We start from the raw sequence: 12971 nt of genomic DNA on the forward strand, positions 1-12971 counted from the left end.
CCGCGGTCAGGGTCTTCACCGGCCCAGCACCGGCCTCGGCACGGCGGCCGTGTACACCGGCCGCGCCCGGAACCCCAGCTCCTGCTTGAGCTCGAGCATCCCGCGGCCCGCGGACAGCTCCGTCGCCCCGCGCCGCGCGAGGAACCGCACCGCGCGCACGTAGGAGTCGAAGTACAGGCCCGACCGGCCGCGCTCCTCGATCGGCAGCGCGGCCCAGTGCTGCAGGCTGGGGCTTTCCGGGTGGTCGAGCAGGGTGTTCACGGCGAGCAGCCGGCCGTCGGCGTCGGCGTAGGTGAGCGTGTGGACGTCCGGCCGCCGGACGAACCGGTGCAGGAAGCCGGCCGACGGCGGCGTGCGCGTGTCCAGCGGGAGCTTGCCGTAGCGCTCGCGGTGCGCCCGGATCAGCCCGGCCAGCTCGGCGCCGTCGAGGTCGTGGCGCCCCGGGCCGCCGCGCACCACCAGCGTCGAGTCCTCGGCGAGCCGGCGGTGCCGACGCCGCAGCCCGGATCGCCGGGAACTCGGCAACGTCGCGAGCCAGTCCTGTTCGGACCCGAACCGGTTTTCCAGCACGGCCACCGGGTCCACGCGCTTGACGAGCCGGCCGCGGCCGGCGAGCCCCGCGGCGAGGTCCGCGCCGAGCGCGCGGTAGACCACGCCGAGCAGGCCCGCACCGAACCGCCGGCCCAGCTGCCGCTCGAACTCGCGGACCAGCGCGTGCCCGTCGCGGAAGCCCGGGGTGAACACGATGCCCGGGTAGCCGCTCAGCCACGGCTGGCAGACCTCGGCCCAGAACGGCCGCAGCAAGCGCTTCCCGGGCCGCGGCGCGAACCGCGGGGACAACCGGGGCCGGCAGACCAGAACGGACAACGCGGCGACGAGCTCGTCGCCTTCGGCCGCGACGACCAGCAGCTGCGGGTTGCGGGCGCCCCACGCTTCGACGCCCATCAGTTCGTAGTCCCACACGGGGTGCGGCCGCGCGGCCCGCCGGAACTCCGCCCAGCCCGCGGGCACCGGATCGACGCGGGGGTCGTGGAACGCGAACCTCACAGGACGACCGGGGTGCCGTGCCGCGGGCAAGGCGCGATCTCCGCGCGCACGCCGGCGGCCGGGATGACGTCGACGAACCGCGGGGAAGCCTGACGCAGCAACGTGACCGCGAGCCCGCCGGCGGTCGGGCGCGCGTAGACGTGCCGCCAGTCGAGGTGCCACCGCCCGCAGCTCCCCAGCGCGCCGAGGTACCCGAGCACCGGGTCGTGCAGCACGCCGTACGGCCCGGCGTCGAGCGAGTCGAGTTCGCGGTGCGGCACGGCTTCGACGCGGTCGTCTTCGATGAAGGCCGCGAGCGCCTTGTCGTCGCCGACCGCGAGCACGCGGTGGCCCCGGTTCAGCACGGCGGTCAGCTCACGCAGTACCGACGTGCTCGGCGCGTCGGGATCGGTGACGCAGCCGCGGACGCCCTTCGGCAGGTCGGCCGGCGGGCGCAGGCCGTCCGGCCCGAGCAGGACGACCAGGCTGCCGGGCCCGGGCTCGCGTGCCGTCCGCAGCACCCGGCCGAGCCCGCGAACGGGCTCCGTCCGCTGGGCGCCCCCGGCGAGCGGGACCAGGTCGACGACCTGGTGCACGGCTTCCGCGAGCGGCGCCGCGCCGCCGTTCGTCCCGGTGCGCCCGGGCACCAGCACCGGGTCTTCCCGGCCGTCGAGCGCCCAGCGCTCCCGGTAGAACGGCACCGTCGCGAACGCCGAACGCACCGCCCGGACGTAGGCGGCACGCCAAAGGACCCCCGCCCCCAGATTCCACATGGCCGGGGAGTCTGCGTCATCCGCGCCCCGGACGGAAGGAGTTCACCGGAAGGACACCCCGAATGCCGGATGGGTTAATACTTTGGTCTGGGTCTGAACGGAGGAATTCGAAGTTCTGCCGTCGCAGAACGACGATCCGTCTGCTTATAACTCCGCCACACCGCATATCGGCAAGCTGGCTTACCGGATCCGTCTGGGGGATTCATGATCACTATTCGCACTGTCGGTGACCGAACGGACACAAAACCGGGACCACGCCCCGGGCGCCGCAGATGACCAGTCCTTTCCCGGGGCCGGCCCACAGTGGACTCACCGTAGTCATTCCGTGCTTCAACGAAGTCGAGAACGTCGGACCGTCCTATCGGGAAATAACCAACGAGCTGTCCGGCTATTCACTCGAACTGTTCTACGTCGACGACGGGAGCGTCGACGGGACGTTGGACGAGATCCGCGCGCTCGCGGCCGCGGACCCGCGCGTGCGGTATGTTTCCTTTTCACGGAACTTCGGTTTCGAGGCCGCTTTCTCGGCCGGCTACCGCTACGCGTCACGGCCGTGGGTCCTGCACATCGACGCCGACCAGCAGTTCCCCGCCGCCGAGGCGGAGAAGCTGATCGCGGTGGCCGAGCAGGGCAACGACGCGGTGTTCGGCGTCCGCACGAACCGCCAGGACCCCCGGCTGCGGCGCTGGGGCACCGCGGCGTTCCACTTCCTCGGGCGGCGCGTGCTGCGCATCGAAATCCCGCCCGGGGCCACGGCGTTCCGGCTGGTCCGCGCGGAACTGGCCCGCAAGATCGTCGACCTGCGGCTCGGCACGCCGTACTTCCTGGCCACCGTGCCCCGGCTGACCAGCCGGTTCGCCTGCGTCCAGGTGGCCCACCGGGCCCGGGAGCGCGGGGAGTCCAAAGTGGGCTTCGGCTTCCTTTCGTCGCACGCCATCGAGCTGTTCGTCGGGTTCACGCGACGACTGACGACCGCGGCGTCGGCGACGGCCCTGTTCGCCGCGGGGATCGGCGTGCTGGCCGCGGGCGCGGCGGCCTTCGGGCTGCTCGGCGCGAGCGTCACGGCCGCGACGCTGTTCGCGCTGCTCAGCGTGCTGCTGGTCGTGCTGTCGCTGACCGTGCGCTACCTCGTCGTGGTCGGGGCCGGCCAGGCGCGGCCCCGGCAGTTCTACGTCCGGGAGGCGAACGTCGTCGTCGACGCCGAGGACCGGCTCTTCACCCCGGTGGACCCCGAGGGTCCCCGGCTCATCGATGTGCAACTGGGGAAAGGCGTTTCAGCGTGACGAGTTCGAAGAAGGACCCCGCGAGAACCCTGGTGATCCTGGGGGGTGCGGACGGTTCGGTCAGCACCTACGAGCGGGCGCGGGAGCTGGGGTTCCGCACGATCTGCGTCGACGTCCGGCCGGCCGCGCCGGCGGTGGCGTACGCGGACGAGTTCCTGCAGGTCAGCGTGCGGGCACCGGAGCAGATCGCGGCGGCGCTGGAGGGCCGCCGCGACCTGGCGGGCGTGCTGTGCCCGGCCAGCGACGTCGGCCTGCCGGCGCTGGCGTGGCTGACCCGCCACTGGGGCATGCCGGATCCCCTGCCCGAGTACGCGGTCCGGGCGTCGACGGACAAGGCCGTCTTCCGCGCGCTGTCCGACCACCTGGGCCTCCCGAGCTACCGCAGTGTCGACGGCCGTCCCGGCCCGGAGCTGATCCACGCCGCCCAGCAGCTGCGGTTCCCCGCGCTGGTCAAGCCGGTCGACTCCTCCGGCAGCCGCGGGGTCGTCTCGTGCGCGGGCCCGGGCCGGCTGGCCAAGGCGTTCACCGAGTCGCTCGCGTTCTCGCCGTCCGGGCGCCTGGTCGTGGAGGAGCACCTCGACGGCTCGCACTTCACGATCGAGGCGCTGGTCGTCGACGGCCGGATCGTGTTCCACGCCGTCACCGAGCGCGTGCTCACGCCGCCGCCGTTCTTCGTGACGTCGTCGCACCTGCTGCCCGGCGAACTGCCGGCGGACGTCGAACTGCGGCTGATCGAGGCGCTCGACCTGATCTGCACCGAGCTCGGCTACCGCACCGGCCCGCTGACGCTCGACGCCGTGCTCGGCCGCGACGGGCAGCTGTACCTCATCGAGATGGGCGCGCGCATGGGCGGCAACGGGCTCGCGGAAGCGATCGCGCACTGCCACGGCGCCGACCTGATCGCGGCCGGGATCGCCGCCGCCACCGGCGGCGAGGTCCGGCTGGACCTGCACGAGCCGAGGCCGACGCTGGTGCACATCCTGGCGTCCGACCGCGGCGGGCACCTGTCCCGGGTGGACGGTGTGGACGACGTGCGCGCGATGCCCGGCGTGGTCGGCCTGCACCTGTTCGCCGACGCGGGGTCGTTCGTCCGGCCCTACGAGCAGGCCGGGCACAAGCTCGGGTACGTCGTGCTCACCGCCGGTTCGGTGCCGGAACTGCTCGCGTGCGAGAACGCCGTCCGCGGCACGCTGAAGTTCCTGCTCCACGACCAGGACATGGCGGTTCCGCTGCCGTGACCGTGCCCGCCACCGCCCCGCCGGTCGCGGCCCCGCCGCGGCCGGCGGTCGTGCTGCGGCTGCTCGCCGGCCGCGGTGTCTTCCGGTTGTCGGTCCAGGCGATGGGCCTGGTCCTGATCACCGCGTGGGGCGCGCACGACTACGGGCGGTTCGCCAACGCGCTCGGCCTGATGACCTGGCTGAACTTCGTGCCGGCCGCGGCGGAGAAGTCCGCGCTGAAGGCGTTGCCGCGGTTGAGCCGGACGCGGGACGCCGTCGCGGCGCTCGCGGTCCGGCTGGCCGCGGTGCCGGTGCTGGCGGTGCTGGCCGCGACGGCCGTCGCGCTGGTCGCCGCCCCGGCGTCGGACGCGGCGCTGTACCTGACGGCGGCCGCGTGGTCGATCTCGGGCGGGTTGCTGATGACCGTGTCCGGTCTGCACCGCCTGCGCGGAAAGTCCACTTTGGACGCACTCGCGTTCACCGCGGGCTCGGTCGTGGTCGGCGTCGTGACCTGCGTGACGTGGGCGGTGCGCTGGTCCCCCGGCACGCACCTCGCCTTGCTGCTCGCCGGGATCCTCGTGCTCCTCGGTGTTTCGGTGGCCCTGCTGCCGAGGCCGTGGTTGCGCGGCGGCGGGGTGCCGGGGCACCGGCTGCTGCCCGCGTTCGGCCGCAGCACCGTGCTGCTCGGCCTGACCGAACTGCTCGACGTCATCTCGACGTCGGTCGTGTTCGCCGTGCTCGCGCTGGCTGGGCGGACCACCGACAGCGGGCCGTTCTACCTGGCGCTGCTGGCGTCCAGCGCGTTCTGCTCGCTGCTGTACTACCAGCTCAAGCTGCACCAGCCGGCCGCGTCACGCCGGCTGCGCGGCACCGGCGCGGCCGCCGGGCGGGCGCGGGCGGTTTCGCTGCTGCGGCTGGTCGAACGGGCCGGGATCGCCGTCGCCGTCCTGCTGGCCGCGGGTCTCGCCATCCCCGGGACCCGCGGCCTGCTCACGGCCGAAGACGCCTACGTCGTCCTCGGGGTGCTCGTGCTCGCCGAGACGGCGTTGTACGCGATCGGCCTGTACGCGGGTTTCCTCATCGAAAACACCAACAGCAGGGTGCTGACGCTGACGTCCGGCACGGCCGTCGTCTCGCTCGCCGCCACCGCCGTCGCCGCGGCGCTGCTCGTCCCGCCGCTCGGGCCGGTCGGCGGGTTCGCCGCGCTCGTCCTCGCGCTCGCGGTCAAGGCGGCCGTCCTGCGCCGCCTGGTCCGCCGCTACTGAAACTGGGAGAAAGTCATGTACGTACTGGGCATCAGCCGGGTCCACGACTCGGCCGCGGCACTCGTGCGCGACGGCGAGATCATCGCCTTCGCCGAAGAAGAGCGCTTCACGCGCGTCAAGCACGACGGCGGCTTCCCCGCCGAAGCCATCAAGTTCTGCCTGGAGCGCGGCGGGATCACTCTCGCCGACGTCGACCACGTCGCCTACTACTGGCAGCGCTGGAAGGAAGGCATCCACGCGGCGAAGGTGTTCGCGCGCTACTTCCCCGGCACGCTCGACGTCTTCCGCAACGCCAACGGCGACGAGGGCGGCAAGTCCGCGGGCATGGTCGACACCTTCCTGACCGGCGGCGGGAAAGGCCACGACGACTACCACGTCGGCGGCGCGGTCCTGGCCCACATCAAGCGGTCCTACACCCTCGAGAAGGACGTCAAGGAAGCCGCCGGCTGGACCGGGCCGACGAAGTTCAAGACGCACCTCGTCGACCACCACCGCGCGCACGCGGCCAGCGGCTACTTCATCTCGCCGTGGGACGAATCGGCCGTGCTCACCTTCGACGGCATCGGCAGCGACGGCACCGCGACCTACCTCGCGCACGGCCGCGGCAACCGGATCGTCGACCTGCGGCGCATCAAGTTCCCGCACTCGCTCGGCGCGATGTACGCGGGCGTCACGGGGTATCTGGGCTTCTACCCGACTCGCGACGAAGGCAAGATCATGGGCCTGGCGCCGCTGGGCGAGGCCACCTACGTCGACGCGTTCAAGCAGCTCATCCACCTCGACGACGACGGCGGCTTCGAGCTGGACCTGTCCTGGTTCGGCCACCACCGCACGGGCAAGCACGTGATGAGCCGGAAGTTCACCGACACCTTCGGCCCGGCGCGGCCGAAAACCCGGGTCACGGCTTCGAATCCCGTTCCCCAGCACTATTGCGACATCGCGTACGCGCTCCAGGTGACGCTCGAAGAAGCCGGTCTGCACCTCGCGCGGTGGCTGCAGCGGGAGACGGGTTCGAAGCGGCTGTGCGTCGCCGGCGGCGTCGCGCTGAACAGCGTCATGAACGGGCGGATCCTGCTGGAGACGCCGTTCGAGGACTTCTTCGCCCAGCCCGCGGCGGCCGACGACGGCTGCGCGCTCGGCGCCGCTCTGGACGTCTCGGTCGCCAAGTACGGCAAGCCGCGCCCGCGTGACGGCTACACCTACACCGGCCCGGACTACACCGAGGCCGAGATGGAGCTGGCCCTGCAGGACGCCGGCGTCAAGTACGAACGCGTCGACGACATCGCCGCGCACACCGCGGCGAACGTGGCCGACGGCAAGATCGTCGGCTGGGTGCAGGGCCGGATGGAGTGCGGGCCGCGGGCGCTGGGGAACCGTTCGCTCGTCGCGGACCCGCGCGACCCGGAGTCGAAGACACGGATGAACGAGAAGGTGAAGCACCGCGAGGCGTTCCGGCCGTTCGCGCCGTCCTGCCTGGTCGAGCGCGCGGGCGAGTACTTCGTCAGCGACTACCCGTCGCCGGTGATGCTGCTGGTGTTCGACGTCCTGCCGGACAAGCGGGCCGAGGTCCCGGCGATCACGCACGTCGACGGCACGGCCCGCGTGCAGACCGTCAGCCGGGAGGACAACCCGCTGTACTACCGGATGATCAGCGAGTTCGAGAAGCTGACCGGCGTGCCGATGGTCGTCAACACGTCGTTCAACGACAACAATGAGCCGATCGTGGCCAGCCCGGCCGACGCGATCGCGTGCTACCTCAAGACCGACGTCGACGCGCTGGCGCTCGGGCCGTTCTGGGTGGAGAAGGACCTGTGACCGTTGTGGAAACGCCCGGCCTGGTCGCCGCGCTGTACCGGCGGCGGCAGTGGCTGTGGCTGGTGGCCGCGGTCCCGGCCGTGGTCACGGCGCTGCTGATCATGGTGGTGCTGCCGCCGGACCAGACGCTGGACAACGTCGGCGACTGGGCGTTCAAGCTGTGCCCGTTCGCCTTCGCGGTGCTGACGGTTTCGCTGTTCCCGCGCGGCCGGTTCGGCCCGGCGTTGATCGTGTTCGCCGTTTTCGTCTACATGTCCTATTTGGACACCGAACTGGTGATGCGGGTGCAGGACTTCGCGCGCTCGCCCGACCAGGACTTCCAGCCGGTGTACCAGTTCGAGCTGTTCGTGACGACGTTCATCGTGCTGTTCGCGCTGCTGGCCTACCGCCTGGGCGGCGGGCGGACGGCGAACGTGCTCAAGGTGGGCGTCGCGTCGATCCTGGTCGTCATCTCGGGCGTCAACGACCTGACGTTCTGGGCGCTCAACGACGTCTGGGCGGCGGGCACGAAGCCCACCGAGCTGAAGTGGGCTTCGCACATGATCGTGTTCCTCGGCGGGCCGCCGAGCGTGCCGGCCGCGGTCGCGTTCATGGCCGTGCACCTGGTGCTGGCCGCGATCGTCGTCGCGCTACCGGTGGGGCGGTGGGTTTCGCTCAGAGTCCACGCTTGACGGCCTGGAGTTTCGTGACGGCGGCCGCGTCGCCCTCGAAGTCGAGCTTCACGGCGTCGCGGCCGAACACGAACAGCAGCAGGTCCACCGGCTCGCCGACGATCGTGACGGGGTCGGGCCCGGTCTTGACCGCGGCTTCCCGGCCGTCTCGCGTCTTCAGGGTGACGCCGACCGGCGCCTTGCGGAGGTTGAGCTTGGCGGCTTGTTTCGCGGACTTCCACGCGGCGGCGTCCCGGGTGGGGTCGGCGGGCCGCGGCTCCCAGCCGGGCTGCGCTCGCCGGACGTCCTCGTGGTGGACGAGGAACTCGGCGGTGTTGGTCAGCTCGTCGAGCGGGCCGATGGCGGTCGGCCAGAACTTCGACGGCCCCCGCCGCACCTGCTCGACGAGGCTCGCCCACGGCTTGGCGGCGTAGCGGTCCTGGACCTTCTTGGTGTACCCGGCGAGCGCGGGCACGAGAATCCCGGGCGCGGTGTCCGGCCGGTGCTCGCGCACGACGAGGTGCGCGGCGAGGTCCCGCGTGGTCCAGCCCTCGCACAAGGTCGGCGCGTCGGGCCCGAGGTCGTCGAAGAGTGAGCTCAAGGCTTGGCGTTCGTCAGCAGCGACACCCATGTGGCCGACGTTACTCGCCGGTACACCCTTCGCGCGACGGGAAGAGACGCCGGGCACGCGTCGTTGATCGAAAGGTGAGCCGACTCTTCAGCCCGATCACCGTCCGCGGCCTGACCCTGCCGAACCGCGCGTGGGTTTCGTCGATGTGCCAGTACTCCGCCACCGACGGCGTGCCCGGCGACTGGCACCTCGTCCACCTGGGCCAGTTCGCCACCGGCGGCGCCGGCCTGGTCATGACCGAGGCCACCGCCGTGGTCCCGGAAGGCCGGATCAGCCCGCAGGACACCGGCATCTGGAACGACACCCAGGCCGGGGCGTGGCGCCGGATCGTCGATTTCGTGCACGGCCAGGGCACCGCCATCGGCCTGCAGCTCGCCCACGCCGGCCGCAAGGGTTCGACGCGACGGCCGTGGGAGGGCACCGGCAGCGTCCCGGAGGCCGAAGGCGGCTGGCAGACCGTCGCTCCGTCGGCGACCGCGTTCGGCTCGTACGCGACCCCGCGCGAGCTGACCACGGACGAGGTCAGCGCCCTGCCGCAAGCGTTTGCGGACGCGGCCAAGCGCGCCCTCGACGTCGGCTTCGACCTGCTCGAACTGCATTTCGCGCACGGCTACCTCGTGCACCAGTTCCTGTCGCCGCTGTCCAACACCCGCACCGACCGCTACGGCGGCGACTTCGAGGGCCGCACCCGGCTTGCGCTGGAGATCGCCGACGCCGTCCGCGCCGAAACCGACGTCCCCCTCTTCGCGCGGCTGAGCGCCACGGACTGGACGGAGGGCGGCTGGACCGCCGACGAGTCCGTCCGGCTCGCGAAGCTCCTGGCCGAGCGCGGAATCGACCTGATCGACACCTCCACCGGCGGCAACACCCCGAACCCGGACATCCCGGTCGGCCCGGGCTACCAGGTGCCCTTCGCCGAGCGCATCCGCACGGAGACCGGCATCCCGACCGGCGCGGTCGGCATGATCACCGACCCGCACCAGGCGGAGGAGATCATGGAGAAAGCCGACGCGGTCTTCCTGGCCCGCGCCCTGCTGCGCGACCCGCACTGGCCCCTGCGCGCGGCGAACGTCCTCGGCGCCGACGTCCACTGGCCCGACCAGTACGCCCGCGCCAAGTCCTGGCACTGAGCGGCACTTTCCCGGGAAAGTGCCGCGTCAGTGGTGGAAGGAGGTCGCCGTCGACGGGTCGTTCTGGCGGCCGCCTTCCTTCTTCAGCTCCGGGAGCACGCGGGCCAGGTCCGCCAGCAGCAGGTCGGCCAGGTCGTGCGTGAAGCCGTTGCGGACGACGATCCGCAGCACCGCCAGGTCCGTCCGCTTCTCCGGGAACGTGTACGCCGGCACCAGCCAGCCGCGCTCCCGCAGTCGTCGTGACACGTCGAAGACGTCGAACCCGACGTCCGGTTTCGTCGTCACCGCGAACACCGGCAGCTGGTCGCCGCGGGTCAGCAGTTCGAACGGGCCCAAGCGGGCGATCCCGGAAGAAAGGTGCATCGCGACGTCCCGCGAAGCCTGTTGCACCGCCTGGAACCCGGACCGCCCCAGCCGGACGAACGTGTAGTACTGCGCCGCGACCTCGGCGCCCGGGCGGGAGAAGTTGAGCGCGAACGTCGGCATGTCGCCGCCCAGGTAGTTCACCTTGAACACCAGCTCCGACGGCAGCGCCTCCTGGTTGCGCCAGACCACCCAGCCGACGCCCGGGTACACGAGCCCGTACTTGTGGCCCGACGTGTTGATCGACGCCACGCGCGGCAGCCGGAAGTCCCACTCCAGGTCCGGGTCGAGGAACGGCGCGATCATCGCGCCCGACGCGCCGTCGACGTGCAGCGGGATGTCCCAGCCGGTGCGCTCCTGCAGGGCGTCCAGCGCCTCGGCGATCTCCGCGACCGGCTCGTAGCTGCCGTCGAACGTCGAGCCGAGGATCGCCACCACGCCGATCGTGTTCTCGTCGCAGCGGGCCACGGCCTCGTCGGCGGTGAGGTGGTAGCGGTCGCCGTCCATCGGCACCAGCCGCGGCTCGACCTCCCAGTACTCGCAGAACTTCTCCCAGCACACCTGGACGTTCACGCCCATCACCAGGTTCGGCTTGCCGGTGCGCCCGAGCTTGGACCAGCGCCGCTTCAGCGCCATCCCGGCGAGCATGCAGGCCTCCGACGACCCGGTCGTCGAGCAGCCCATGATGTCCGTGGGGTCGGGCGCGTGCCAGAGGTCGGCGAGGATGTTGACGCAGCGGCGCTCCAGCTCGGCCGTCTGCGGGTACTCGTCCTTGTCGATCATGTTCTTGTCGACGCACTCGGCCATCAGCTCGCGCGCCTGCGGCTCCATCCACGTCGTGACGAACGTGGCGAGGTTGAGCCGCGCATTGCCGTCGAGCATCAGCTCGTCGCGCACGAGCTGCAGCGCGGTGTCCGGCGGCAGCGAGTCTTCGAGCAGCTTGTCGCGCGGCATGACCAGTCCCGCGGCCAATGCCGGGTTCGCGCCGGCGTAGAGCGGGTTCGTCCCGCCGACGCGGTCCGGGCGGTCGGCTTTCCCCTGATGCAGCACCATGCCGTCGAAAGTACTGCGTGCGGACGCGAAAGGGGCCGTTCCACGCGGGAACGGCCCCTTTCGCGGGACGGATCAGGCCTGCTGCGCCTGCCACATCCAGTGCGCCTCTTCGAGTGCGCGGGTGATCTCGATCAGCAGGTCCTGCGTCACGAGGTCACTCTTGTCCGTTTCGTCGATGCGGGCCCGCAGGCGCTCGATCAGCGTCGCGAGGATGTCGACGATCGCGGCGACCGTGGACTCCACGGACTGCCAGTTGTCCGGGTACTCCGGGGCGCCCGAGCTCTCGACGACGGTCTTGGCCTTGCCGTTCGGCGAGATGCCGATGGCGTTGGCGCGCTCGGCCACCTCGTCGACGTACTGGCGCGCGGTGGCGACGAGCTCGTCGAGCTGCAGGTGCGCGCTGCGGAAGTTCGCACCCACGACGTTCCAGTGCGCCTGCTTGGCGATGAGGGACAAGTCGACGAGGTCGACCAGCGTCGCCTGCAGGGCGTTGCCGGTGATTTCCTTGTCCGCCTCGGAAAGCGGGCTCTTGATCGGAGAGTTGCTCATCTCTGGGGATCCTTTCCTCGGACTGGTCCGGAACCGCCGCCGGGCGGTCAGACGGTGGCGGAGAGCGCGACCTCGATGTTGCCGCGGGTCGCGTTGGAGTAGGGGCACACCTGGTGGGCCTGCTCGACCAGCTGGTCGGCCTGGGCCTGCTCGAGACCCGGCAGGGAGACGTTCAGCGCGACGCCGAGGCCGAAGCCGACCTCCTGCTTGAGCACGCTGACCTCCGCGGTCACCGTCGAGTCGTGCAGTGCCACCTTGGCCTGACGGGCGACCAGCTGCAGGGCGCTGTGGAAGCAGGCCGAATAGCCGGCCGCGAAGAGCTGTTCGGGGTTGGTCTTGTCCCCGCCGGGGCCGCCCATTTCCTTCGGGATGGCCAGGGACTCGTCGATGACGCCGTCCGACGAGGTCACTTCGCCGTTGCGGCCGTCGCCGCGCGCCGTCGCCACCGCGGTGTAGATCGCCTGACCCATGCTCAGCCTGCCTTCTGTCGCGAACGCTCCACAGCGAGCGTCTCACTGGGCACAACATCCCGCACCCGCGGAACCGTGCCCCCACATGGCGGGCATCACGTGGATTCGATTACCCGGCCGCGGCCGGGCGAAACGTCATGCGGCGCGCGTCACGGCGAACTCGGCGACCTGCCGCCCGATCAGGCGAAGGGTGCGGACGCTCTTCTCGTCCGAAGCGCCGCCGCCCTCGTCGAACTTGGTCTCGGCGGAGTTGATCGAACCACCCAGCGGGGTGGCCCAGCCGCGCAGCGCGTGCGTGATCGTGCGGAGCTGCTCGAGCGTCGTCACCGCGGCCTGCCAGCCGTAGGCGACGGCGGCGAGGCCGACCGCGCGGCCGTCGAGGTAGGGACGTTCGTCGTCACGCAGGTCCTCGACGTAGTCCAGGGCGTTCTTGACCAGGCCGGACAGCGCGCCGTGGTAGCCCGGCGAGACGACGATGAGCCCGTCCGCCTGCCGGACGGCCTCGACGAGCCGGGCGGCGCGTTCGTCGCGCCCCGGTTCGCCGGCGTCGTAGAACGGCAGCACCAGTTCCGGCCCGGAGAGCATCCGGACCCGGACGCCGACTTCGGCCGCGCCGGTGAGCGCGATCTGCAGCGCGCGTTCGGACTGGGAGCCCTCCCGCAGAGAGCCGCCGATCCCGAGCACGTTGATCGTCCTGGCTGAAGTCACGTCTTTCAGGCTAACCCCTCCACTTAAGTGGATATCCA

General features: G+C 71.4%; 13 protein-coding genes. 6 read left to right on the forward strand and 7 right to left on the reverse strand.

Annotation, left to right across the window (positions count from 1 at the left end; genetic code table 11):
- Positions 1-15: 15 nt before the first annotated feature.
- Positions 16-1047 (reverse strand): GNAT family N-acetyltransferase, encoded by a 1032-nt coding sequence (locus ACWEN0_RS06245; protein ID WP_451969396.1) that lies wholly within the window; start codon positions 1045-1047, stop codon positions 16-18.
- Positions 1044-1748, reverse strand: a complete 705-nt coding sequence (locus ACWEN0_RS06250) for a hypothetical protein (protein WP_451969887.1) — start codon at positions 1746-1748, stop codon at positions 1044-1046. The genes ACWEN0_RS06245 and ACWEN0_RS06250 overlap by 4 nt, the downstream gene beginning before the upstream one ends.
- 323 nt (positions 1749-2071) lie before the next feature.
- On the opposite strand from ACWEN0_RS06250, the gene ACWEN0_RS06255 reads away from it, so the two are divergent.
- The 5 genes from ACWEN0_RS06255 to ACWEN0_RS06275 are packed head-to-tail and all read left to right on the forward strand — an operon-like array spanning position 2072 to position 8050.
- On the forward strand, positions 2072-3082 hold the full coding sequence (locus ACWEN0_RS06255) for a glycosyltransferase family 2 protein (RefSeq protein WP_451969398.1): 1011 nt from the start codon (positions 2072-2074) through the stop codon (positions 3080-3082).
- Positions 3079-4320: an ATP-grasp domain-containing protein gene (locus ACWEN0_RS06260; RefSeq protein ID WP_451969400.1), complete on the forward strand. Its 1242-nt coding sequence runs from the start codon at positions 3079-3081 to the stop codon at positions 4318-4320. The genes ACWEN0_RS06255 and ACWEN0_RS06260 overlap by 4 nt, the downstream gene beginning before the upstream one ends.
- Positions 4317-5564, forward strand: coding sequence for a hypothetical protein (locus ACWEN0_RS06265; RefSeq protein WP_451969402.1), 1248 nt, complete (start codon positions 4317-4319; stop codon positions 5562-5564). The genes ACWEN0_RS06260 and ACWEN0_RS06265 overlap by 4 nt, the downstream gene beginning before the upstream one ends.
- 15 nt (positions 5565-5579) lie before the next feature.
- Positions 5580-7379, forward strand: coding sequence for a carbamoyltransferase family protein (locus ACWEN0_RS06270; protein WP_451969403.1), 1800 nt, complete (start codon positions 5580-5582; stop codon positions 7377-7379).
- A complete protein-coding gene (locus ACWEN0_RS06275; RefSeq protein ID WP_451969405.1) occupies positions 7376-8050 on the forward strand; it encodes a hypothetical protein in 675 nt (224 codons plus the stop codon). The genes ACWEN0_RS06270 and ACWEN0_RS06275 overlap by 4 nt, the downstream gene beginning before the upstream one ends.
- Here the strand turns inward: ACWEN0_RS06275 and ACWEN0_RS06280 are convergent.
- Positions 8034-8660: a TIGR03085 family metal-binding protein gene (locus tag ACWEN0_RS06280; protein WP_451969407.1), complete on the reverse strand. Its 627-nt coding sequence runs from the start codon at positions 8658-8660 to the stop codon at positions 8034-8036. The two genes, ACWEN0_RS06275 and ACWEN0_RS06280, sit on opposite strands and share 17 nt — an antisense overlap.
- Positions 8661-8734: 74 nt before the next feature.
- On the opposite strand from ACWEN0_RS06280, the gene ACWEN0_RS06285 reads away from it, so the two are divergent.
- On the forward strand, positions 8735-9790 hold the full coding sequence (locus tag ACWEN0_RS06285) for an NADH:flavin oxidoreductase/NADH oxidase (protein ID WP_451969408.1): 1056 nt from the start codon (positions 8735-8737) through the stop codon (positions 9788-9790).
- A gap of 27 nt (positions 9791-9817) precedes the next feature.
- Here ACWEN0_RS06285 and ACWEN0_RS06290 read toward each other — a convergent pair whose 3' ends face one another.
- The 4 genes from ACWEN0_RS06290 to ACWEN0_RS06305 all read right to left on the reverse strand — a co-directional run bounded on the left by ACWEN0_RS06290 (position 9818) and on the right by ACWEN0_RS06305 (position 12909).
- Positions 9818-11206 carry a glutamate decarboxylase gene (locus ACWEN0_RS06290; protein WP_451969410.1) on the reverse strand — a complete coding sequence of 463 codons (1389 nt, stop codon included), beginning with the start codon at positions 11204-11206 and terminating at the stop codon, positions 9818-9820.
- 72 nt (positions 11207-11278) lie between these two features.
- The gene (locus ACWEN0_RS06295) at positions 11279-11755 is read right to left on the reverse strand and encodes a Dps family protein (protein WP_451969412.1); all 477 of its coding nucleotides are present in this window, start codon (positions 11753-11755) and stop codon (positions 11279-11281) included.
- A 47-nt stretch (positions 11756-11802) separates the two neighbouring features.
- Positions 11803-12225 (reverse strand): organic hydroperoxide resistance protein, encoded by a 423-nt coding sequence (locus ACWEN0_RS06300; RefSeq protein WP_451969414.1) that lies wholly within the window; start codon positions 12223-12225, stop codon positions 11803-11805.
- Positions 12226-12360: 135 nt separating this feature from the next.
- On the reverse strand, positions 12361-12909 hold the full coding sequence (locus ACWEN0_RS06305) for an NADPH-dependent FMN reductase (RefSeq protein WP_451969889.1): 549 nt from the start codon (positions 12907-12909) through the stop codon (positions 12361-12363).
- Positions 12910-12971: the final 62 nt, after the last annotated feature.

The sequence above is a fragment of the Amycolatopsis sp. NPDC004378 genome (assembly GCF_053602455.1).